The following is a 20,915-nucleotide window of genomic DNA, read 5'->3' as shown; positions in this document are numbered from 1 at the left end:
TCCGCCGGCGCGGGCGGGTGGTCACTTCACGTAGGGGGTGATCACCCGCTGCCAGATGTCGTAGCCGGCGGCATTCATGTGCAGGCGGTCGTCGATGAAGAGCGCCTCGTTCGGCTGGCCGGCGGTGTCCAGCATCGGCGTGAAGACGTCGATGTAATCCACGCCCAGACGTTTCGCTTCCGCGGCTACCAGCGCGTTCGCTTCACGTTGCGCGGGCAGCAGCTGCGCGCGCGACGGGCTGGGCTTGGTGCTGATATAGGCGATCTCCGCCTTCGGCAGGTCGCGGCGCACGCGTTCGACGAAGGCGATGAAGTCCGCGCGCAGCTGCTGCGGCGAGCGGCCCGAATTCAGATCGTTGTCGCCGGCGTAGATCAGGATCTGCCGGGGCGCGTATCGCACGATGGTGCGGTCCGCGTACCAGGTGCTGTCGCGCAGTTCGGATCCGCCGAAGCCGCGGTTGATCACCGGCACACCCGGGAAGTCCTGCGCCAGCGTGTCCCACAGGCGGATCGACGAACTGCCGGTGAACACCACACCGCCCCGCGGCGGCGGCGACTGCGCATCTTCGGCTGCGAAGCGCTGCATGTCGGTCTCCCAGGCCGCGTTGGAGACCTGGTCCGGAATGCGGGGGGCGGTCTTCGCGGGGGGGGCGGACGGCGCGTCGGAGGTCGCGAGCGGGCTGCCCGCGCAGGCGGCCAGCACGGCGACCAGGGCGAGCGCGGACAGGGGCAGGCGAAGGGAGTTCAGGAACGTCACGGGGGAAGGGCTCCTCGGGGGCAGGTCGCACCTAGTGGACCAGCCGGGGACGGGTGATGCAAACCGGCGCGGGGGCACCTTGTGGCAAAATCGCCACCTTGGCGCGCCACCTGCGCCGGTTCCACCCGATCCGACCCCTGCTGGCCCAGGCACCACCTGGCCGGCCGGGGACGATGCGGGGCCTCCTTCGCATCGACCTGCCCATGGCTGACGAAATCGGACATCTCCCCCGCGGCCCGGGCCGCATCCTCAAGGCCGCCGTCTGGTCGCTGCAGGGACTGCGTGCGGCGTGGGTGCACGAATCCTCGTTCCGCCTGGAGGTGTACCTGCTGGTCGTCCTGGCGCCGCTGGCGCTGTGGCTCGGGGGGAGCGGGCTGGAACGCGCCGTGATGATCGGCAGCTGCCTGCTGGTGCTGGCGGCCGAACTGTTGAATTCCGCGGTGGAAGCGGTGATCGAGCGCTACGGCCCCGAGCACCACGAACTCGCCGGTCGCGCGAAGGACATGGGCTCCGCCGCCGTCTTCGTGCTGATGATGAACGTACTGCTGTGCTGGGGTCTGATCCTCGCACCCCGCTATCTCTGACTTTCTGATCTGAACCAAGGTACTCCCCGATGATGGAACTGCTTTCCGATCCCCAGGTGTGGATCACGCTGGTCACGCTGAGCGCGATCGAGATCGTGCTGGGCATCGACAACCTGGTCTTCATTTCCATCGCGGTCAGCAAGCTGCCGCCTCACCAGCGCGAGGTCGCGCGCAAGTTCGGCATCGCGGTGGCGTGCATCACCCGCATCCTGCTGCTGCTGACGCTGGCCTGGCTGGCGGGCCTGACCGCCGACCTGTTCACCGTGTTCGGCCAGGGCATCTCGGTGCGCGACCTGGTGCTGATCATCGGCGGCCTGTTCCTGCTGGTGAAGGGCACCAAGGAAATCCTGGAACTGGTGAAGGGCGAGCCGGATTCGGAAGACGTGCACACGCGTCCGGCCGTGTCGTTCGCCGGCGTGATCGCGCAGATCGCCGTCATCGACATCGTGTTCTCGCTGGACTCGGTGATCGCGGCGGTCGGCATGGCCAATCACACGCCGGTGATGGTGGCCGCGATCCTGCTGGCGGTGATGGTCATGCTGCTGGCGGCCAAGCCGCTGGGCCAGTTCATCGACAACAACCCGACCATCAAGATGCTGGCGCTGGCCTTCATCGTGGCCGTCGGTGCTTACCTGCTGCTGGATGGCTTCGAGCTGCACATCGAGAAGGGCTACCTGTACGGCGCGATGGGCTTCTCCGCCGTGGTGGAGTGCCTCAACCTGTGGGCGAAGAAGCGCGCCAACCAGCGCATGCTGCGCGAGTAAGCGCACGCGGCGGAGATCGTGCACGAAGGGCTCCCGACGGGAGCCCTTCGCTTTTCACGATCCGGTAACAACCCTGCGCGGCCATGACGGTGCTTGCACGGTTCCGGGCGAGGTGCTGCAATCGGCGCGTCCTTCAATGGAGTGCCGTGCCATGCGCCAGGTGTCGCGTCTGTGGTTGCTCGTCGTGCTCGTCGCGTTGCTGTCCGGCTGCGGCTACAACGCCATCCAGCAGAAGGACGAAGCGGTGAAGGCCGGCTGGTCCGAGGTGCTCAACCAGTACAAGCGCCGTGCGGACCTGATTCCGAACCTGGTCAAGACCGTGCAGGGCTACGCCCAGCAGGAGCGCCAGGTGCTGACCGACGTGACCAACGCACGTGCGCGCGTCGGCCAGATCCAGGTCAACGCCGACGATGCCGCGTCGCTGCAGCAGTTCCAGCAGGCGCAGGGCGAGTTGTCCGGCGCGTTGAACCGGCTGTTGATGGTCACCGAGAACTACCCGAACCTGAAATCCGACCAGTCTTTCCGCGACCTGCAGGCGCAGCTGGAGGGCACCGAGAACCGCATCACCGTCGCGCGCGGCCGCTACATCCAGCTGGTGCAGGACTACAACACCTACATCCGCCAGTTCCCGCAACTGATCACCGCCAAGATCACCGGCGCGAAGGAAAAGCCGAACTTCTCCGTCCAGAACGAGGCGGCGATCTCGGAAGCGCCGGCGGTGGATTTCGGCTCGCCGCCGCCTGCACCGGCCGCGCCGCAGCAACCGACACCGCCGCCCGCGCCGTCGCCGGACAACTGAGCGGCGACGTAGCCTTCCCATGCTCCGCGCGCTGGCGTTCTGCCTGCTGCTGATCGTCGTGCCCGCCGGGGCGCAGTCGCTCGCGCCCATCCCCGCACTCGATTCGCCGGTGGTCGACACCACCGGCACGCTGGATGCCGCACAGAAGCAGCAGCTGGAAGCGCAGGCGCTGGCCTTGCAGCAGCGCAAGGGCAGCCAGCTGCAGGTACTGATCGTGCCCAGCACGCAGCCGGAAGACATCTTCGACTACACCCAGCGCGTGTTCGACCAGTGGAAGCTGGGGCGCAAGGGCGTGGACGACGGCGTGATCCTGGTGGTCGCCAAGGACGACCGGCGCGTGCGCATCCATCCCGGTTACGGTCTCGAAGGCGCCATCCCCGATGCCGTCGCCAATCGCATCATCCAGGAGTACCTGGTGCCGAAGTTCCGCGCGGGCGACTTCGCCGGCGGGATCGGCGACGCGACCGCCGTGCTGGTGAAGCTCGTCGATGGCGAAGCGCTGCCGGCACCGGTCAGCACCCACCGGGGCGGCGATGGCGAAGCGCCCGCGGGCAGTGGCGGATTGTTCGCCCTGTTCGCGGCGTTCGTTGTCGCCACGCTGGTCCGTGGCGTGTTCGGCAAGGCGCCGCGCCTGTTGCGCAGTGCATTCACCGGCGGCGCGGCCGGAGGCGTGACGATGCTGCTGTCGTCGGTCATTCCCCTGGCGGCCTTCGCGGGCATCATGGGGCTGTTCTACGGCCTGTTCTTGGTCTCGTCCGGGCGCTACGCGCGCCATGGCGGCTGGGGCGGATTCGGCGGAGGCGGGTGGGGAGGTGGCGGATTCGGCGGCGGCGGTGGCGGCTTCGGAGGAGGCGGCGGCTGGGGCGGCGGTGGCGGCATGTCGGGAGGCGGTGGCGCCTCGGGGAGCTGGTGATGAGGCTGCTGCGCCATCTGTTCGCGCCGTCGTCGCGCAGGCTGTTCCCGGAGCACAGCCTGCAGCGCATCACCCAGGCGATCGCCGACGGTGAACGCAGGCATCGCGGCGAGGTCATGTTCGCGGTGGAGTCCAGTCTGCCGCCCGGCGCGTTGCTGGCCGGCACGCAGGCGCGGGAGCGCGCGCACGAAGCGTTCGTCCGCCTGCGCACCTGGGACACCGACGCCAACAATGGCGTGCTGATCTACCTGCTGCTGGCCGATCACCGGATCGAGATCGTGGCCGACCGCGGACTGACCGGGCGCGTGAGCGACGCGGAATGGGCTGCGGTGTGCCGCCTGATCGAGGCGGAGATGCGGGCAGACCATCCCGAGCAGGCGATCCTGGAAGGCATCCGCGCCGTGTCGGATCACTTGGCGCGGCATTTCCCGCAGCCCGACGGACAGCAGGATGAGGATGAATTGCCCAATCGGCCCCATCTGCTGGATTGAGGGGCGTCGGTGCGGTCCGTGGTCATCCACGCGCGGACCGGCTGGGGCAAAATAGCCCATCTCCACCGGCCACGCCGAGGCGCATGATCTACCTCCACCAGATCGATCCGATCATCTTCTCGCTGGGTCCGGTCAAGCTGCACTGGTACGGCCTGATGTACCTGCTCGCGTTCATCACGGCCTGGTGGCTGGGGCGCCTGCGGGCGTCGCAGGGCCGGCTGCCTGGCGTCAACGCGGACGCGTTCTCCGATCTGTTGTTCTACGCCATGCTCGGCGTGGTGCTGGGCGGACGCATCGGCTACGTCTTGTTCTACGGCTTCGGCACCTTCCTCGACAATCCACTGTCGATCTTCAAGGTGTGGGAAGGCGGCATGAGTTTCCACGGCGGTCTGCTCGGCGTGATGGCCGCAGCGCTGTGGTGGTCGCGCAAGCACCGGCTGCATTTCTTCGACACGATGGATTTCGTGGCGCCGCTGGTGCCGCCGGGGCTGGGCTTCGGCCGCCTCGGCAATTTCATCGGTGCGGAGCTGTGGGGCAAGCCGACAGACGCGGGCTGGGGCGTGATTTTCCCGACCGATCCGGCGCTGCGTTCGCTGGATGCCGCCCAGTTGCAGGCGCAGTACGCCGCCGGCGCGCTCGACCCGTTCGCCCGCCATCCCTCGCAGCTCTACCAGGCCTTTCTCGAAGGACTGGTGATGTTCGCCGTGCTGTGGCTGGTATCGCGCAAGCCGCGTCCGCGCTATCTCGTCTCCGGCCTGTTCGCATTGATGTACGGCGTGTTCCGCTTCCTGGTGGAGTTCGTGCGCGTGCCGGACGAAGGCCACTATGTCGCGTGGGGCTGGTTGACCAAGGGCCAGATCCTCAGCCTGCCGCTGGTGCTGCTGGGCCTGTACCTGCTGTGGCTGTCGCGTCGCGCACCGACGCTGCAGCCTGTCGTGCCTGCGCCGGCCGCCGGCAAGGAAACCGCATGACGCCCTTCACCGGAGCCAAGCCATGAAGCAGTATCTCGACCTGTTGCGCCACGTGCTTGAGCAGGGCGCCGAGAAGTCCGACCGCACCGGCACCGGCACGCGCAGCGTGTTCGGCTGGCAGATGCGCTTCGACCTCAACGAAGGCTTCCCGTTGGTCACCACCAAGAAGCTGCACCTGCGCTCGATCATCCATGAACTGCTGTGGTTCCTGAAGGGCGAGACCAACATCGCCTACCTCAAGGACAACAAGGTCAGCATCTGGGACGAGTGGGCCGACGAGCATGGCGAACTGGGGCCGGTGTACGGCAAACAGTGGCGCAGCTGGGAAGGCGCGGATGGAAAGACCATCGACCAGATGCAGTGGCTGGTGGACGAGATCAAGCGCAACCCCGACTCGCGCCGTCTGGTGATCAGTGCGTGGAACGTGGCCGAGCTGCCGAAGATGGCGTTGATGCCGTGCCATTCGCTGTTCCAGTTCTACGTGGTGGACGGCAAGCTCAGCTGCCAGCTGTACCAGCGCAGCGGCGACATCTTCCTGGGCGTGCCGTTCAACATCGCCAGCTACGCGCTGCTGACGCACATGGTGGCGCAGGCGACGGGCCTGGGCGTGGGCGACTTCGTGCACACGCTCGGTGATGCGCACCTGTATTCCAACCACTACGAGCAGGCGCGCGAGCAGCTGTCGCGCACGCCGCGTGCGCTACCGAAGCTGCACCTCAATCCTGACGTCACCGACCTGTTCGGCTTCACCTTCGACGACATCGAGATCCATGGTTACGACCCGCTTCCGGCGATCAAGGCGCCGGTGGCGGTCTGAGCCGCGATGCGGATCTCGCTGGTCGTCGCGCTGGACCGTCACCGCGCCATCGGTCGCGACAATGATCTTCCCTGGCGCCTGCCCGACGACCTGAAGCGCTTCAAGGCGCTGACGCTCGGCAAGCCGGTGCTCATGGGGCGCAAAACGGCCGAGTCGCTCGGCCGTGCGCTTCCCGGACGACTCAACCTGGTGCTGACCCGCAGCGGTCGCGTGCCGTTCGACGGCATGCAGGCGGTGATGTCGGTCGATGAGGCGATCGGTATCGCAGCCGGACAGGAGGCGGAAGAGCTGTGCGTGATCGGCGGTGGCGAGGTCTATGCGCTGACGCTGGACCGCGCCGACGTGTTGCATGTGACCGAGGTCGACACGATCGTCGACGATGCCCACGCGTTCTTCCCCATGTTCGATCCTGCGGATTGGCGCGAGGTCGCCCGAGAACCCCACGGCGTCGATGCGAAGCACGCACTGGCGTTCGACTTCGTGGAGTACCACCGCGCGCGCTAGCCGCGCGACAGCGCCGCCGGTGGACGATAGTGGCCGATGATCGCGTGCTGGAACAGCAGGTCGTCTTCCTGCGTGCCGGCGTTGATGTTGTGCAGGATCAGCGGTGTGCCATCACGACTGCGCCGGTCCGACACGATGCCGATATGCAGCAGGCCGCTGCCCGTGAGCTTCCAGACGACGATGTCGCCGGGCGAGAAATCGTCCGCCGAACCGCCAATGGCCTGCTGCCATCCCTGTCGTTCGAACCAGAGCATCTGGTTGGGAACGCGTCGATGATCGATGTTGCGATCTGGACGGACCAGCCCCCACAGATTCGGGTATCCATCGAAGTGAATACGCATGTCGTCGTGGATCGCCTGCTGCAGGTCCAGTCCCCGTGTGCGTAGCGCGCGTATGACCACGTCCGTACAGACGCCGCGATCGGACGGCACATCGCCGCCGGGGTACGACAGGCTGAAGTAGGCCGGGTCGTACACGCGGACCACGCCGATCTGCGCACGTGCCGCGGCGACCAGCGGGGGCGAGGTGGCGGGAGGCGCATCCGGAGCGGTGTCGACGGCGACCGGCGTCTCATCGCGGCAGGCCGTGAGCGCCAGCAGGATCAGGCACAGCGTCGATAGCCGCGCCCGTCGCATGCTCAGTCCTTCGGCAGTTCGCCCTTGGGCGGTGGCGGGACGTCGCGACCGGGCACCTGCACGAGGCGGACATCGTCCGTATCCAGCTGCAATGCGGTGAGCTTGCCGCCCCACACGGCGCCGGTATCGATCGCATGCACACCATGCCCGATCATCAGGCCCAGCGTGGACCAGTGGCCGCAGACGATCTTCAGATCGCGCTCGGCACGGCCTGGCACTTCGTACCAGGGATACAGGCCCTGCGCCTGGCGGCCGGGTGCGCCCTTTTCCTCGATCGCCATACGGCCACGCGGCGTGCAGTAACGCATGCGGGTAAGCACGTTGATGATGGCGCGCGAACGGTCGTGGCCCGACAGGTGCGGCGCCCAGTTGGGCTTGTCGCCGTACATGTTGCGGAACAGCTTGCGATAGGCGTTGCCGTGCAGTTGCTGCTCGACTTCGCGCGCATGCTTTTCGGCCAGTGCGGTGGTCCATTTCGGCGCCAGGCCGGCATGCACCATCATCCAGCCCAGCTCACGGTCCACGTGCACCAGCTTCTGCATGCGCAGCCAGTCCAGCAGCACGCGTGCGTCGTCCGCGAGCACCACGCGTTGCAGGTCGGGATTGACCTTGCGCTGTTCGTCCGGCGAGCGTTCGCCGATGGCCAGCAGCGACAGGTCGTGGTTGCCCAGCACCGTGGTGCTGTGTTCGCGCAGCGAATACACCAGCCGCAGCGTTTCCAGCGACTGGCCGCCGCGGTTGACCAGGTCGCCGCAGAACCAGAGACGGTCCTGCGCGGGATCGAAGCGGATCTTCTCGAGCAGCCGCTGCGTGGCGTCGTAGCAGCCCTGCAGGTCGCCGATGGCCCAGACACTCATCGCGCCGCGGCCTCAGTGCAGCGTCCGCGGGACGGACAGGGTGAAGGTGGCGATGGGAGCGTCGAAACGGGTGCCGTCGTCGGCGAGCATGTCGTAGCGGCCCTGCATGGTGCCCAGCGAGGTCTCGAGGATGGCGCCGGACGTATAGTGGAAATCCTCGCCCGGCCTCAGCCAGGGTTGCTCGCCTACCACGCCCTCGCCATCCACGGTTTCCACCTTGCCGTTCGCATCGGTGATGACCCAGTGACGGCGCAGCAACTGCGCGGGCACACGGCCGCGGTTGTGGATGCGGATGGTGTACGCGAACACGTAACGCCCGTCCTCGGGCGTGGACTGATCGTCCAGGAAGCGCGTCGCGACATCGACGTCGATGGCGTAGTCGGGGGAATCCATGCGGGAAGTGTATGCAAAGGCGTGTAAAAGCGGAAACGACGCCGTGGTGGAGCGTGGGTCAGCCTTCCGCCGGCAGGTTGGCAAGACGGACGAAGCCCTCGACCTCGATCTGTTCGGCGCGCGCATCGGGACGCAGGCCGGCGGCTTCGATCTGGTCGGTCGAGCACGTGCCGCCCAGCGCATTGCGCAGGGTCTTGCGGCGCTGGCCGAACGCCGCACGCACCACGTCGCCGAAGCGCCGGTGGTCCGCGATGCCGACGGCGGACGCATCGCGCGGTACCAGTCGCGCCACCGCCGAGTCGACTTTCGGCGGCGGACGGAAGGCGCCCGGCGGCACGACGAACAGCGAATCCACGCGACAGTAGGCTTGCAACATCACGCTGAGGCGGCCATAGACCTTGCTGCCGGGTTCGGCGGCCATGCGGTCCACGACTTCCTTCTGCAGCATGAAGACCATGTCGTGGATCGACGCGGCGTGTTCGATCGCATGGAACAGGATCGGCGACGACAGGTTGTACGGCAGGTTGCCCACCAGGCGCAGCTTGTCGTCGCCGGCGAGCTTGCCGAAGTCCACGTCCAGCACGTTCTTGTGGATGATCGTCAGCCGGCCGACGCCTTCGGACGCCTCCATCAGCGGCGTGATCAGGTCGCGGTCGAACTCGATGGCGGTCAGCTCGCCATGTTTCCGCAGCAGCGGAAAGGTGATCGCGCCCTGGCCAGGTCCGATCTCCACCAGCCGGTCGCCGGGCTGCGGGTTCACTGCCATCACGATCTTGTCGATGTAGCTGCGGTCGGTCAGGAAGTGCTGGCCGAGGGACTTCTTGGGGGGAGCCTTGAAATGCGACATGCGGGAATTATGCGGGAAGGCCGCATCGCACGCCCGTGGCGATCCTCAGCGTGCGCGACGGGCCGCCATCCGCGCGCACGTGGCGACCGCCGCGAACAGGCTGGACGGGTCGGCGATGCCCTTGCCCGCCAGGTCGAGCGCGGTGCCATGATCGACCGCCACCCGCGGATACGGCAGGCCCAGCGTCAGGTTCACCGCCTGCTCGAAACCGCTGTACTTGAGTACCGGCAGGCCCTGGTCGTGGTACATCGCGACCACGGCATCGAAGCCCTGCAGCTTCTGCGGCAGGAAGGCGGTATCGGCGGGCAGCGGACCTTCCAGGCGCATGCCGTCCGCGCGCAACGCGTGCAGCAGCGGTTCGATGACCTCGATCTCCTCGTGCCCCAGATGCCCGGCTTCGCCCGCATGCGGATTGAGGCCGAGTACGGCGATGACGGGATCGGCGATGCCGAAGTCGCTGCGCAGCGCGGTGTGCGTGATGCGCAGGACCTGCTCCAGCGCCGCGGATGTGATCGCATCGGGGACAGCGCGCAAGGGCAGGTGGGTCGTCGCCAGCGCGACGCGCACGATGTCGTTCGCCAGCATCATCACCACCGGCCGGCCGGCATGGTCGGCGAGCAGTTCGGTGGTGCCGCTGTAGGCGATGCCGCCCGCATTGATGGCGGCCTTGTGCACCGGGCCCGTCACAACGCCGTCCAGCCGACCCTGAAGGCAGGCATCCGCCGCGTGCGTCAGCGCATCGATGACGGCCCGTGCATTCCCGGGTTCGGTCTTGCCGAACGTAGTGGCCACCGCGTTCGGAACAGGCCGCAGGCGGAGGTCGCCAGGCTGGGTGGCGACATCGTGTTCTGCAAGCAGGCGGAGCGGGAGGCCCAGCACGTCCGCCGCGGCGCCCAGGGTGGCGGCGTCACCGAAAGCGAGCAGGGTGCAGTCCTGGCGGAGCACCTGCGCCAACCGCACGCAGAGCTCCGGTCCAATGCCGCCAGGCTCGCCCGGGACCAGCGCCAGCCGGGGCGTCATGTCAGCCGCCCGGCGTGGTCTCGGCGCGGTCGCCGCTACGGAAGTTCACGTAGGCTTCGCCACGCAGTTCCTGCAGGTAGCGGTTGTACTCGTCTTCCGCCTTGCGGCGGCCGATGGTGTCGCGGACCTGGGCACGGCGGTTCTGGTCGGTCACGTCGGTCTGGCGGGCACCAACGCGCTGGACGATGTGCCAGCCAGCGTCCGTGCGGAATGGTGCGCTCACCTGGCCATCCTGCAGGCCGGTCACTTCCCTGCCGAATGCCGGACCGAACGCATCGGCCGGGAACCAGCCCAGGTCGCCACCGTCATCGCGGCTGTTCGCATCCTCGGTGGATTCCTTGGCCACGGCGACGAAATCGGCACCGCCGGCGATGCGGGCGCGCAGCGTGTCGATCTTGGCCTTTGCGGCCGCGGCATCCTGGGTCGGGGTGATGCGAACCAGGATGTGGCGTGCGTTGTACTCCTCGACGGAACGCTTCTCGGCCTGCGCGGCGTCGCGCGTCTCCACCAGCTTCAGCAGCTGGAAGCCGCTGGGGCCGCGCAGGGGACCGACGACCTGGCCCGGGCTCATGCCCTTCAGCATCTCGACGAAGGCGGTCGGGATTTCATCCACGCTGCGCCAGCCCAGGTCGCCGCCTTCCAGCGCGTTGGGGCTGTCGGAATAGCGCACCGCGGCGGCGGCGAATTCGATTTCGCCCTTGTCGACCAGCGCCTTGACGCCGTCGATCTTGCCCTGGCCCGTACTGATCTGTTCGGCGCTGGCGCCGTCGGGCAGCGCAACCAGGATGTGGGCCAAGCGGTACTGCGTACCGCTGGCGGCCTGGGCGGCCAGCGCGGCATCGACTTCGCCCTCGCTGACGTTCACGCGGGTCTGCGCGAAGCCCTGCTTGAGGCGCTGGATGGTGATTTCGTCGCGCAGCGAATTGCGGAACTCCGGGAACGACATGCCATCGGCTTCCAGCCGCTGACGCAGACCGTCCGGGGTGGTGCCGTTCTGCTGGGCAACGGCGTTGACCGCGTTGTTGAGGTCGGCGTCATTGACGCGTACGCCGGTCTCCGCTGCACGCGCGACCTGCAGCTTGACCAGCACCAGGCGCTCGAGTACCTGGCGTTCCAGCACCGCGCGCGGCGGCAGCTGGCCCGGCTGGTTGGCGTACTGGGTCAGCACGTTCTGCACGGCGCGGTCGAGCTCGCTCTGCAGCACCACGTCTTCGTTGACGACCGCCGCGATACGGTCCAGCGGCTGGAGGGTCTGCGCCAGGACGGGCACGGCAGCCGTCGACAGGGTCAGCAGGCCGGCGATAAAGAGGCGGGAAAACGGCTTGGTCATGGCATCGGATCCGGAGCGTAGGAGGTGTCGTCCGGACGCGGCGCGATATTGCTCGGTGGGACGAGATAGAGGTCGTCTCGGTAGTAACCGAGGATAGCACGGCGCAGCGTACGGTCCGTGTCCTGGCCCGCCGAGCCCAGGCCCTTCAGGACGAACTCGAGCTGGAAGCCGGTGTTCATGTCGCCCTCGCGGTTGCGCACGTAGCGGCGCACCAGTGCGCGCACGGCGAGGCAGCAACTGTCCCACTGGACGCCGGCGACGCCTTCCAGCAGGCCGGGCTCGATGCCGCGCTGCTCGTCGCGGTAGAACGAATGGTAGTAGCGGCCGACGACGCTCCAGGACGGCGTCACCGGATAGAGGAACGAGAAATCGGCCTGTTCCAGCACATCGCGGCGACGGCGGTAGCTGATGTTGACCACGCCGTCATCCGGCAGCAGGTAGCGCGCACGCACGCTCGCCAGATCTTCCCGGCGGAACTTCGGGTCCCACTGGTAGGAGGCGCCGATGGTCCAGCGATCGGTGGGGGCATAGTTGGCGTCCACCACCCAGGCCGACTTGCCTTTTTCCAGCGGGACTTCGTTCGGCGCCGTTACCCGCACGTCATCGAAATAGCGGATCTGGCCGATGCTCGCCGACAGGCGCTCGAAGCCGTCCTTCTGGCGCAGGAGCCGGGTGGTCAGCGCCAGCGTCAGCTGGTTGGCATCGGTCTGGCGGTCCGGGCCGGTATAGCGGTTGTCGCGGAACAGCTGGCCGTAGCTGAAGTTGAACGGGCGCGTATCGAAGATCGGCAGGCCGCCCTGATCGCGATAAGGCGCATTGAGGTAGAACAGTCGCGGCTCCAGCGTCTGCAGGAAGCGGTCGCCCTTGATCTCGGTTTCGCGGTCGAAATACACGCCGGCATCCAGCGAGCCGATCGGCAGGCTGCGGCTGGGGGAGCGGTCATAGAACTCGGCGATCATCGCCGGCGTCACCTGGTTGGCAGGTACGCCATACGCCGCACGTGCCTGACGAACGGCGGTCTCCTGTGCGAGATCGGCTTCAAGCCGGTACTCGGTGTGCCGGTATGCCAGCGTAGGCGTGACATACCAGGCCGCGCCCTGGATCGGAAAGGAAATCGTCGGTTTGATGTCGAGGCGGCTGCCGCCGGCCTTTTCATCGTGCTGGAACCTGACGGCCTCCACATGCCCGCCCACACTGATCCAGCGGCTCAACGGCTGGTTCCAGTTGAGGTACGTGCGCGGCAGGCGGTTGTACGGGAGCGAACCTTCGCTGCTGAGGTAGTCCGACAGCTGCCAGTGGTCGGCCATCAGGCCCGCGGTCCAGTATTCGCCTGCGCCGTAGACGCCCGCCGTGCTCGTGACTGAGGAGAATGCCTGGCCATAGAGCGAGTTGCCGAAATCTTCCTGATAACGCGCATCGCTGAGCCAGATCAGGTTGGCGCGTGCCTGCCAGTTCCGGTTGAAGCGGTGGGAGCCGACGTACGACAGGAATCCACGCCCATCGTCCGGATCGGGATTGTTCTGGTTGTCCGGGTCATAGGTGGACTCGCTCATCCGGTCCCGGACCAGGTCGTCCTTGTTCATCCAGCTGCCCTGGATTTCGCCGCGGCCCTTCTCGTAGAGGTAGCGGAACTCGGCGCCGAGCTGGAAGCCGCGCTCGGTCATGATGCGGGGCTCGAGCGTGGCGTCGTAGTTCGGCGCCAGGTTCAGGTAGATGGGCTGCTTCCAGTCGAAGCCGTTGCGCCCCGACAGGCCGATCGCCGGGTACAACAGGCCGGTGTGGCGCTGGTCGTCGATCGGGAACTTCAGGTAGGGCACGTACAGCACCGGCACCTTGCCGAGGCGGATCGTCGCGCCGCGCGCCACGCCCCAGCCATCATCGGTGTTGATGTCGATGCGCCGCGAGCGGAGTTCCCAACGGCGGTCTTCGGGATCGCACGTGGAATAGGTCGAATGCAGCAGGCTGCCTTCCGGCCCCTTCATGTCGATGCGATCGGCGCCGCCATTGCCCCGGCGGGAGACGAGCTGGTAGCGGACGTTGTCGATCTGGTGGGTATCGGCCTCCTGGTTGCCGCGCGCCGTGTCGGCGATCAGGCGGATGCCGGTGTCCTGGTAACGGATGTGACCGTCGGCGACGTAGGTGTCCTTCTCCTGGTCGTACTTCAGGTTGTCGGCACCCAGGAACTGGTCGCCACGGCTCAGGGCCACGTTCCCCTGGTACTCCAGATTGGTCTCGGTTCCCCCGAGGCTGTCGCCCTCGATGGAGGTGGCCTGTTCGGCACGCTGGTCGCGGGTTGCCTGCGGGCTGCCCGCAGCGGAAGGCTGTGGCGCGCCGCCAAAGGCCGGGATCACATCCTGGATCGGGCAGAGCGCCCAGCTTTCAGGCTTCTCATCGTCCGCCAGTGCGGGCAGGCACAGGGCGATGCTGAAGGGCAACGGGAGCAGGCGGAGGGCGGTGCGCACGCGGTGCTGGGCTCGCTGTCGGACGAAAAACGGTCGTTAGCTTGCCGCATCCCATGCATGCGGGCAATGAAGGCCTCCGGGCGATGACGGGCAGGGTTCAGCGACCGGCCCGTGGGCCTTCCGGGTCAGCGAAGCTCGTCCACGTGGACCTTCGCGCAGTCGCGCAGAGCCTCCAGGTCGTACCCCCCTTCGAGCATCGAAACGACCCGGCCACCGGCATGGCGTCGCGCCACGTCACGCAGCTTGCGTGTCAGCCAGCCGAAGTCCTCGGTCTCCAGCATCAGGTCGGCCAGCGGGTCGCGCATGTGGGCATCGAAGCCGGCGGAGATCAGCAGCAGTTGCGGCTTGAAGTCCTCCAGGGCGGGCAGCAGTTCGTCGGCCCACGTGTTCTGGAAGCGGAAGCCGCCGCTGCCCGGCGGCAGCAGGGCATTGAACATGTTGCCGACGCCGCGCTCGTACGGGGTGCCGCTATGCGGGTAGATACCGGATTCGTGGCTGCTGAAATAGGCCACGCGCGGGTCGTTGTAGAAGATGGCCTGGGTGCCGTTGCCGTGGTGGACGTCGAAGTCGATCACCGCCACCCGCTCCAGCCCGTGCTTGTCGCAGGCATAGGCAGCCGCCACCGCGATGTTGTTGAACAGGCAGAAGCCCATCGCCGCCGTGCCGGTCGCATGATGGCCCGGCGGGCGAACGGCGCAGAACACCGTCCGGTCGTCGCCGTTCATCACGGCATCCACCGCCGCCACGCCCGCGCCGGCCGCCCGCAGCGCTGCCGCGCGCGAGGCCGGGCAGATGACCGTGTCCGGATCTAGCATGCGGTAGCCGGCGATGTCGGCCTCCAGCACGTCGCGCACCAGGGTCTCGTCGTGTACGCGCCGCAGGTCGCCCAGTTTCACGATCGGCGCTTCGCGCCAGTCGGCGTCGGCGTGATGTTCGCGCAGGGCCTCGAGCACGACTTCCAGTCGTGCAGGACGCTCCGGGTGCTCGGGACCCGGATCGTGCAACAGGCAGGCAGGGTGGGTGTAGATGATCAAGGTGCCGGCGTTGCCCCGTCAGGGCGGGAACCGCCTCTCCCGATGGATGTCGGGGACCATTCTATGCGCGGTGCCGGCCGCGCCGTCACTCGACCTTGGGGGAAGGCCCCGCGGTCAGGAATGCCGCCGCTCGTGCTTCCACAGCACTTCGCCCTGGCCGTCGGCGCGGGCCAGCACGCGGGCCAGCACGAACAGAAGGTCGGACAACCGGTTGAGGTAGCGGATCGCCTCCGGCCGCACCGCATCGTGGCGGGCCAGGGTGACAGTCTCGCGTTCGGCGCGGCGCACGATGGTGCGGGCCAGGTGGCAGCGCGAAGCCGCCTCACCGCCGGCCGGCAGGATGAAATCCTTCAGCGGCGGCAGGTCGTCGTTGTAGTGGTCCAGCTGCCGTTCCAGCGCGTCGACGTCATCGCCGGTGATCGCGGCATGGCCGGGGATGCACAGCTCGCCCCCCAGGTCGAACAGCTGGTGCTGCACGGTGGTCAGCAGCGCGCGGATGTCGTCCTGCACGTTGGGCACCGCCAGCAGCACGCCGATGGCCGAATTGGCTTCGTCCACCGTGCCGTAGGCGGTGACGCGCGCGGAATCCTTGCCCACGCGCGTGCCGTCGCCCAGCCCGGTGCTGCCGTCGTCGCCGGTACGGGTGTAGATCTTCGAAAGGCGGTTGCCCATCGGCCGGATCAGTCGGCGGTGCGGCCGTGCGGCTTGGCGAGGCGCACGACCTGCTCGACCACCACGTGCACGATGACCGCCAGGCCCACGTAGATCGCGGCCACGCGCAGGTAGGGCACGTACCAGTCGCTGAAGTTCTTCCACCAGCCGGCGACGGTGGGCTCGCTGACCACCGGGCTCAGCCAGTAGAAGCTGCCCTGGCTCAGCAGGTGGCATACGGTGACCGAGGCCAGCAGGCTGCCGACCAGCAGGGCCAGCGTGCGGCCGTGGTTGGCGGACTGGTAGCGACGCAGCAGCGCGCCGCCGGCCCACATCGCGCCGTAGGCCGGCAGAAGGAACCAGTACGCCGGCGACACGCAGTAGTGGGTCCAGAAATTGATGCCCTGGCCACTGATGACGATGTAGTCCACGACGACCGCGGTGGCCATGAACAGCGGGAACGCCCAGCGCGACCACGTGCGCAGGTAGTAGCCGCCGATGAAGAATGCGGCCCAGCTGGCATCGGGCAACGGGCCGATGTGGCCGAACGTGGTGGGCAGGTGCAGACGGGTCAGGACCAGCAGGGCGGCGACCAGCGTCAGCACGAGGACGCGTTGGGAAGTGGTGTTCATCGGCACGTTTCCGGAGACTCAGCCCCGCATTCTACCGGAGCCTGCGTGCCGCATGCCGACGGACGGGAGGGTCGGAGGCGGGGCGCTATCATGGACGCATGAAAGAACGGCATGACGTGGTGATCGTGGGCGGGGGACTGGTCGGCGCCAGCCTGGCCATCGCCCTGGACCGGCAGGGACTGGACGTGGGGCTGGTGGAAGCCAGTCCTGCCGGGCAGATGCCCGCCGTGTTCGACCAGCGCAACCTCAGCTTCGCCGCCGCGACGGTCAATGCACTGACGGCGCTGGGCGTGATGCAGCAGTTGCGCACGCCGACCGGGCCGATCCGCCGCATCCACATCAGCCGTCAGGGCGACTTCGGTCGGGTGCGCCTTGATGCCGACGACTACGGTCGCGCGATGTTCGGCCAGGTGGTGGTGGCGCGCGACTTCGGCGAGGCGCTGGAGGCCCGGCTCGACGGGCTGATCCGGCTGACACGGTATCGGCCGGCGCGCTTTGTCGGGTTCGGAAAGGACGAAGCGGGGCACCGTGCGTTGCGGATCGCCGATGCCGATGGCGAACGCACGCTGCACGCCCGCCTTGTCGTTGCGGCCGACGGCACCCGCAGTGCCGTGCGCGAGGCGCTCGGCATCGGCGTGGAGGAACACGACTACGGCCAAACCCTGTTCGTGGCGCGCGTGCGCGCCACGCAGGCGCCCGACGGCACCGCCTACGAACGCTTCTGCGATACCGGCCCGACTGCACTGTTGCCGCGCGGGGACCGCCATTGGGGCGTTATCCACGGCGTAGCCCGTGATGAAGCCGATGCCGTCGCCGCACTGGACGAAGCGGCCTGGCTGGCACGGCTGCAGCATGCCGTGGGCTGGCGCATCGGCCGCCTGACCGGCAGCGGCGACCGCAGTGCGTATCCGATCGTCCGTGTCGTCGCGCAGCGACTGGTCGCCGACCGTGCGGTCGTGCTGGGCAACGCGGCGCAGACGATCCACCCGATCGGTGCACAGGGTTTCAACCTCGGCCTGCGCGATGCGCTGACCTTGGCCGAGGAGATCGCCCGCCGCGACGATCCGGGTGATGCGGCCAGCCTGGCTGCCTACGCCACGCGCCGGCAGGAAGACCGCGAGCGCACGCTGGCCTTTTCCGACGGCCTGGCGCGACTGACCGCCAACCCGTCGCCGTTGCTGAAGCCGCTGCGCAGCTTGGGCCTGGTGGCGGTGGATGCGCAGCCGTCGTTGCAGTCGTTCCTGGTGGGCGGTGCGATGGGCTTCCGTGGCGATGTGCCGGCGCTGTGCCGCGGGGAGGCCGCATGAAGCGGCGTGGACAGATCGATGTCGCCGTCGTCGGTGGCGGCGTGGTGGGTGCCGCCTGCGCGCTGGTGCTGGCGCGCGAGGGACTGGACGTCGTGCTGGTCGAGGGGCGCGAGCCTCTGTCCTGGTCACCGGCGCAATCGGACCTGCGTGTCTATGCGTTCGCGCCGGACAACGCGGCGCTGCTCGACGAAGCAGGTGCGTGGAGCGCCGTGCGCGACGCGCGTGCGCAGCCCTATCGGCGCATGCGGGTATGGGATGCCGGCGGTGGCGACGAACTGCGCTTCGATGCCGATGCGCTGGGCCGCACGCAGCTGGGCTGGATCGTCGAGAACGCACTGCTGGTCGACCGGCTGTGGGCCGCGTTGCCGGCGGCCGGCGTGCAGGTCCGCTGCCCGGCACGCGTGGAGGCGATGGAGCAGGACGACACCGGCGTGACGCTCCGGTTGGACGACGGATCGCGCCTCGATGCGCGGCTGGCGGTGGCGGCCGATGGCGCTGATTCCACCTTGCGCCGTCTCGCCGGCCTGGAGGTCGCCGCGCATGACTACGTGCAGCGCGGCGTGGTGGCATTCGTGCGCACCGGCATGCCGCACGAAGACACCGCCTGGCAGCGCTTCTTGCCGACCGGGCCACTGGCCTTCCTGCCGTTCGCGGACGGGCTCAGCTCGATCGTCTGGACACTGCCGGACGATGAGGCGCAGCGCGTGCTGACGCTGGACGATGCCGCGTTCGGCCGGGAACTGACGCTGGCAATGGGCGGCAAGCTCGGCCAGGTGGAAGCGGCATCGCCGCGCGCCGCTTTCCCGCTGAAGCGGCAGCTGGCGAAGGACTACGTGGCCGGCCGCATCGTCGTCGCCGGCGATGCGGCGCATGTCGTGCATCCGCTGGCGGGGCAGGGCGTCAACCTCGGCCTGCGTGACGTGGCCGCATTGCGCGATGGCATCCGTGCCGCGCAGGGCCGTCGTGTCGACTGGGCCGCGATGCACCGGATCGAGCGCTGGGCACGCCAGCGCCGCAGCGAGAACGCGACCGCCGCCTACGCTTTCGAGGGTATCAACCGCGTGTTCTCCAACGACGAGATGCACCTGACCCTGTTGCGCGGTCCGCTGCTGGGCCTGGCCGGCAAGCTGCCGCCGCTGATGGATTTCTTCTGGCGGCACGCTGCGGGTCAGCGCGCGCGCTGAAACGCCGCGCTCGCTGATGCGGTAGCCTCGTGGTTCCCGCCCGAGGCATCCGCGATGGCCGTCGAACACGCATCCCCCGATCGTTTACGCCGACGCCTGCTCGCTGCCCTGGGTGCCGCGGGCGTGGCTGGCATGCTGCCGAACGCACGCGCCCGGGGACGGCGCCCCATCGGCGTCGCGCTGGTGGGATTGGGCTACTACAGTCGCGATCTGCTCGCGCCCGCCCTGCAGATGACGCAGCACTGCCGGCTGGCGGGCATCGTCACCGGTACGCCGACCAAGGCGGAGACATGGCAGCGTCGCTACGGCATTCCTGACCGAAATATCTACGACTACGCAAGCTTCGACCGCATCGCCGACAACCCTGACATCGACGTGGTCTACGTCGTGCTGCCCAACCACCTGCACAAGCCGTTCACCCTGCGCGCCGCCGCGGCCGGCAAGCACGTGTGGTGCGAGAAGCCGATGGCGATGGATGCGGCCGAGGCGCGCGCGATGATCGACGCCTGCCGGACGCACCGCGTGCAACTGGCGATCGGCTACCGCATGCAGCACGAACCGAATACGCAGGCGGTGATGGAGCTGGCGGCGTCGCGGCCGTTCGGTCGCCTGCAACGCATCCGCGCCGAGGCCGGGTTCCATGGGTTCGACGGCGGCAGCGGCGACAACTGGCGGCTGGATGCTGCGCGGGGCGGCGGTGCGATGTACGACATGGGCGTGTACGCACTGAATGCGGCGCGCTACACCGCAGGTGCCGAACCCATCGCGGTGACGGCGACGCCGTCCGTGCAGCGGCCTGACATCTTCCAGGGTGTCGACGAAACGATGCGCTTCCGTCTCGAATTTCCCCATGGCGCGACGGCGGATTGCGCCACCAGTTTCGGCGAAAACATGAACCGGCTGCGCGCGGACTGCACGGACGGCTGGTACGAACTGTCGCCGTTCCAGGCCTACGAAGGCGTACGAGGCGAAGCCAGCGACGGCCGCCGCTTCGATGCGGTGATCGGCGCGACGCCCGCGCAGCAGGCGCGGCAGATGGATGCCGATGCGTTGGCCATCCTGGAGCGCCGTCCGCCACGCGTGCCCGGCGAGGAGGGTTGGCGCGACATGCTGGCCCTGGACGCGATCTTTGCCTCCGCGCGCGCCGGCGGGACGCGCGTTGAGATCGCCGCGGCTTGATCCCGGTCAGCCCGGGATGAAGGGAAACACGATCTTCAGCAGTCCCTTCAGTCCACCTTCGGCGGTGCTGGCCACCGCCTTGGCGCCGAGACTGTTGAGCGCGTTGCGCGCGTCCTGCCAGCGCAGCTTGGTGACGTCCTTCTTCAGCAGGTCGGCGACTTCTTCGGACGTCGGCGTCAGCTGCTTCAGTGCCTCGGTGACCGCCGCGGGATCGGGCTGCAGGTAACCCCAGCGCTCGGCGATCGCCAGCAGCGTATCGAAGCGGACCGCCACCACTTCACGGTTGCGCTCGTAGACCGGCAGCGCCCCGACGTCGAGGATGGCCTGCTCGAACTGCTGGTGGTCGTCCGGGTGTTCGACGCGGATGGCGAGGAAGCCGTCCTTGCGGCTGCGTTCGCTGACATGCTTCGCGCCCGACTTCAGGTTCGCCTCGGTCAGCGCGCTGGCGACGATGCGTTGCAGGGCGGCGTCGCGCTCCTCCGGCACCAGCGCGCGCCAGCGGGCATAGCCGTCGCGACGCAGCGCCTTGATCTTCGCCGGCGTCACCCGCAGCTTGCCGGCGACGGTGAAGTTGGACTCGTCGCGGCCGATGGCGCCATCGCGCTCCAGCAACACGAAGATCAGCAGTTCCAGGTCGCGCTTGGTCAGCGACTGGAAGCCCTGCAGCAGGGTCAGGCGCAGGAACTCGGTGCCGAACGCGGCAGGGTCCTTGAGTTCGATGGGCAGCATCGTCGGTCTCCGTATCAGGGAGGCATCTTGCCACGCCGGGGTGTCACGGCCTGAGA

At 68.1% G+C, this 20,915-nt stretch carries 22 protein-coding genes and 1 pseudogene; 11 read left to right on the top strand and 12 right to left on the bottom strand.

Going from position 1 to position 20,915, the window contains the following annotated elements; all coding sequences use genetic code 11:
* Positions 1-21: 21 nt before the first annotated feature.
* Positions 22-726, bottom strand: a complete 705-nt coding sequence (locus tag ACSQ1W_RS13895) for an SGNH/GDSL hydrolase family protein (RefSeq protein WP_436046190.1) — start codon at positions 724-726, stop codon at positions 22-24.
* A gap of 233 nt (positions 727-959) precedes the next feature.
* Here ACSQ1W_RS13895 and ACSQ1W_RS13890 point away from each other — a divergent pair, with 233 nt between their 5' ends.
* The 8 genes from ACSQ1W_RS13890 (at position 960) to ACSQ1W_RS13855 (ending at position 6,599) form a co-directional block, all read left to right on the top strand.
* Positions 960-1,340: a diacylglycerol kinase gene (locus ACSQ1W_RS13890; protein WP_436044254.1), complete on the top strand. Its 381-nt coding sequence runs from the start codon at positions 960-962 to the stop codon at positions 1,338-1,340.
* Positions 1,341-1,372: 32 nt separating this feature from the next.
* A complete protein-coding gene (locus tag ACSQ1W_RS13885) occupies positions 1,373-2,104 on the top strand; it encodes a TerC family protein (protein WP_225589504.1) in 732 nt (243 codons plus the stop codon).
* A 151-nt stretch (positions 2,105-2,255) separates the two neighbouring features.
* The gene (locus ACSQ1W_RS13880) at positions 2,256-2,903 is read left to right on the top strand and encodes a LemA family protein (protein WP_436044253.1); all 648 of its coding nucleotides are present in this window, start codon (positions 2,256-2,258) and stop codon (positions 2,901-2,903) included.
* A 19-nt stretch (positions 2,904-2,922) separates the two neighbouring features.
* Positions 2,923-3,816: a TPM domain-containing protein gene (locus ACSQ1W_RS13875; protein ID WP_436044252.1), complete on the top strand. Its 894-nt coding sequence runs from the start codon at positions 2,923-2,925 to the stop codon at positions 3,814-3,816.
* Positions 3,816-4,307, top strand: coding sequence for a TPM domain-containing protein (locus ACSQ1W_RS13870; RefSeq protein WP_436044251.1), 492 nt, complete (start codon positions 3,816-3,818; stop codon positions 4,305-4,307). The genes ACSQ1W_RS13875 and ACSQ1W_RS13870 overlap by 1 nt, the downstream gene beginning before the upstream one ends.
* Positions 4,308-4,390: 83 nt before the next feature.
* Positions 4,391-5,278 carry a prolipoprotein diacylglyceryl transferase gene (gene lgt, locus ACSQ1W_RS13865; RefSeq protein WP_436044249.1) on the top strand — a complete coding sequence of 296 codons (888 nt, stop codon included), beginning with the start codon at positions 4,391-4,393 and terminating at the stop codon, positions 5,276-5,278.
* Positions 5,279-5,300: 22 nt separating this feature from the next.
* Positions 5,301-6,095, top strand: a complete 795-nt coding sequence (locus tag ACSQ1W_RS13860; RefSeq protein ID WP_192272633.1) for a thymidylate synthase — start codon at positions 5,301-5,303, stop codon at positions 6,093-6,095.
* A gap of 6 nt (positions 6,096-6,101) precedes the next feature.
* Positions 6,102-6,599: a dihydrofolate reductase gene (locus tag ACSQ1W_RS13855; protein WP_436044248.1), complete on the top strand. Its 498-nt coding sequence runs from the start codon at positions 6,102-6,104 to the stop codon at positions 6,597-6,599.
* Here ACSQ1W_RS13855 and ACSQ1W_RS13850 read toward each other — a convergent pair.
* From ACSQ1W_RS13850 to ACSQ1W_RS13805, 10 genes and pseudogenes are all read right to left on the bottom strand, one after another.
* The gene (locus ACSQ1W_RS13850) at positions 6,596-7,234 is read right to left on the bottom strand and encodes a DUF1287 domain-containing protein (protein WP_436044247.1); all 639 of its coding nucleotides are present in this window, start codon (positions 7,232-7,234) and stop codon (positions 6,596-6,598) included. The genes ACSQ1W_RS13855 and ACSQ1W_RS13850 overlap by 4 nt on opposite strands.
* 11 nt (positions 7,235-7,245) lie before the next feature.
* A pseudogene (locus ACSQ1W_RS13845) lies at positions 7,246-8,091 on the bottom strand (symmetrical bis(5'-nucleosyl)-tetraphosphatase); the annotation flags it as partial.
* 12 nt (positions 8,092-8,103) lie between these two features.
* A complete protein-coding gene (gene apaG / locus ACSQ1W_RS13840; protein WP_436044245.1) occupies positions 8,104-8,484 on the bottom strand; it encodes a Co2+/Mg2+ efflux protein ApaG in 381 nt (126 codons plus the stop codon).
* A 58-nt stretch (positions 8,485-8,542) separates the two neighbouring features.
* Positions 8,543-9,331 carry a 16S rRNA (adenine(1518)-N(6)/adenine(1519)-N(6))-dimethyltransferase RsmA gene (rsmA, locus tag ACSQ1W_RS13835; protein ID WP_192272623.1) on the bottom strand — a complete coding sequence of 263 codons (789 nt, stop codon included), beginning with the start codon at positions 9,329-9,331 and terminating at the stop codon, positions 8,543-8,545.
* Between the two features lie 45 nt (positions 9,332-9,376).
* Positions 9,377-10,351, bottom strand: a complete 975-nt coding sequence (gene pdxA, locus ACSQ1W_RS13830) for a 4-hydroxythreonine-4-phosphate dehydrogenase PdxA (RefSeq protein WP_436044244.1) — start codon at positions 10,349-10,351, stop codon at positions 9,377-9,379.
* Between the two features lies 1 nt (position 10,352).
* Positions 10,353-11,681, bottom strand: coding sequence for a peptidylprolyl isomerase (locus tag ACSQ1W_RS13825; protein WP_436044243.1), 1,329 nt, complete (start codon positions 11,679-11,681; stop codon positions 10,353-10,355).
* A complete protein-coding gene (gene lptD, locus ACSQ1W_RS13820) occupies positions 11,678-14,143 on the bottom strand; it encodes an LPS assembly protein LptD (protein ID WP_436044242.1) in 2,466 nt (821 codons plus the stop codon). Before lptD ends, ACSQ1W_RS13825 begins: the two co-directional genes overlap by 4 nt.
* Before the next feature lie 125 nt (positions 14,144-14,268).
* The gene (locus tag ACSQ1W_RS13815; RefSeq protein WP_436044241.1) at positions 14,269-15,177 is read right to left on the bottom strand and encodes a histone deacetylase family protein; all 909 of its coding nucleotides are present in this window, start codon (positions 15,175-15,177) and stop codon (positions 14,269-14,271) included.
* 114 nt (positions 15,178-15,291) lie between these two features.
* Entirely contained in the window at positions 15,292-15,849 is a 558-nt protein-coding gene (locus tag ACSQ1W_RS13810; protein WP_436044240.1) for a cob(I)yrinic acid a,c-diamide adenosyltransferase, read from the bottom strand.
* An 8-nt stretch (positions 15,850-15,857) separates the two neighbouring features.
* Positions 15,858-16,460 carry a hypothetical protein gene (locus tag ACSQ1W_RS13805; RefSeq protein ID WP_436044239.1) on the bottom strand — a complete coding sequence of 201 codons (603 nt, stop codon included), beginning with the start codon at positions 16,458-16,460 and terminating at the stop codon, positions 15,858-15,860.
* A 98-nt stretch (positions 16,461-16,558) separates the two neighbouring features.
* Here ACSQ1W_RS13805 and ubiH point away from each other — a divergent pair, with 98 nt between their 5' ends.
* From ubiH to ACSQ1W_RS13790, 3 genes are read left to right on the top strand one after another with little or no spacing between them, the layout of a single operon-like run.
* The gene (ubiH, locus tag ACSQ1W_RS13800) at positions 16,559-17,767 is read left to right on the top strand and encodes a 2-octaprenyl-6-methoxyphenyl hydroxylase (RefSeq protein WP_436044238.1); all 1,209 of its coding nucleotides are present in this window, start codon (positions 16,559-16,561) and stop codon (positions 17,765-17,767) included.
* On the top strand, positions 17,764-18,951 hold the full coding sequence (locus tag ACSQ1W_RS13795) for a UbiH/UbiF family hydroxylase (RefSeq protein WP_436044237.1): 1,188 nt from the start codon (positions 17,764-17,766) through the stop codon (positions 18,949-18,951). The genes ubiH and ACSQ1W_RS13795 overlap by 4 nt, the downstream gene beginning before the upstream one ends.
* 54 nt (positions 18,952-19,005) lie before the next feature.
* Positions 19,006-20,130, top strand: coding sequence for a Gfo/Idh/MocA family protein (locus tag ACSQ1W_RS13790; protein WP_436044236.1), 1,125 nt, complete (start codon positions 19,006-19,008; stop codon positions 20,128-20,130).
* 6 nt (positions 20,131-20,136) lie between these two features.
* Here the strand turns inward: ACSQ1W_RS13790 and ACSQ1W_RS13785 are convergent, their stop codons facing one another.
* Complete coding sequence (locus ACSQ1W_RS13785; protein WP_436044235.1) at positions 20,137-20,859, bottom strand: hypothetical protein; 723 nt, start codon at positions 20,857-20,859, stop codon at positions 20,137-20,139.
* Positions 20,860-20,915: the final 56 nt, after the last annotated feature.

It is taken from the genome of Pseudoxanthomonas sp. LjRoot143, from assembly GCF_964252945.1.
Lineage (GTDB): Bacteria > Pseudomonadota > Gammaproteobacteria > Xanthomonadales > Xanthomonadaceae > Pseudoxanthomonas_A.
This window is presented reverse-complemented; position numbering and strand designations above follow the sequence as displayed.

Coding starts and splice junctions, on each gene's coding strand:
- ACSQ1W_RS13880 (WP_436044253.1), top strand. CDS start 2,256: ATGCGCCAGGTGTCGCGTCTGTGGTTGCTCGTCGTGCTCGTCGCGTTG.
- ACSQ1W_RS13890 (WP_436044254.1), top strand. CDS start 960: ATGGCTGACGAAATCGGACATCTCCCCCGCGGCCCGGGCCGCATCCTC.
- ACSQ1W_RS13850 (WP_436044247.1), bottom strand. CDS start 7,234: ATGCGACGGGCGCGGCTATCGACGCTGTGCCTGATCCTGCTGGCGCTC.
- rsmA (WP_192272623.1), bottom strand. CDS start 9,331: ATGTCGCATTTCAAGGCTCCCCCCAAGAAGTCCCTCGGCCAGCACTTC.
- ACSQ1W_RS13875 (WP_436044252.1), top strand. CDS start 2,923: ATGCTCCGCGCGCTGGCGTTCTGCCTGCTGCTGATCGTCGTGCCCGCC.
- ACSQ1W_RS13870 (WP_436044251.1), top strand. CDS start 3,816: ATGAGGCTGCTGCGCCATCTGTTCGCGCCGTCGTCGCGCAGGCTGTTC.
- ACSQ1W_RS13810 (WP_436044240.1), bottom strand. CDS start 15,849: ATGGGCAACCGCCTTTCGAAGATCTACACCCGTACCGGCGACGACGGC.
- ACSQ1W_RS13795 (WP_436044237.1), top strand. CDS start 17,764: ATGAAGCGGCGTGGACAGATCGATGTCGCCGTCGTCGGTGGCGGCGTG.
- ACSQ1W_RS13790 (WP_436044236.1), top strand. CDS start 19,006: ATGGCCGTCGAACACGCATCCCCCGATCGTTTACGCCGACGCCTGCTC.
- apaG (WP_436044245.1), bottom strand. CDS start 8,484: ATGGATTCCCCCGACTACGCCATCGACGTCGATGTCGCGACGCGCTTC.
- ACSQ1W_RS13885 (WP_225589504.1), top strand. CDS start 1,373: ATGGAACTGCTTTCCGATCCCCAGGTGTGGATCACGCTGGTCACGCTG.
- ACSQ1W_RS13825 (WP_436044243.1), bottom strand. CDS start 11,681: ATGACCAAGCCGTTTTCCCGCCTCTTTATCGCCGGCCTGCTGACCCTG.
- ACSQ1W_RS13785 (WP_436044235.1), bottom strand. CDS start 20,859: ATGCTGCCCATCGAACTCAAGGACCCTGCCGCGTTCGGCACCGAGTTC.
- ACSQ1W_RS13805 (WP_436044239.1), bottom strand. CDS start 16,460: ATGAACACCACTTCCCAACGCGTCCTCGTGCTGACGCTGGTCGCCGCC.
- pdxA (WP_436044244.1), bottom strand. CDS start 10,351: ATGACGCCCCGGCTGGCGCTGGTCCCGGGCGAGCCTGGCGGCATTGGA.
- ubiH (WP_436044238.1), top strand. CDS start 16,559: ATGAAAGAACGGCATGACGTGGTGATCGTGGGCGGGGGACTGGTCGGC.
- lgt (WP_436044249.1), top strand. CDS start 4,391: ATGATCTACCTCCACCAGATCGATCCGATCATCTTCTCGCTGGGTCCG.
- ACSQ1W_RS13860 (WP_192272633.1), top strand. CDS start 5,301: ATGAAGCAGTATCTCGACCTGTTGCGCCACGTGCTTGAGCAGGGCGCC.
- ACSQ1W_RS13855 (WP_436044248.1), top strand. CDS start 6,102: ATGCGGATCTCGCTGGTCGTCGCGCTGGACCGTCACCGCGCCATCGGT.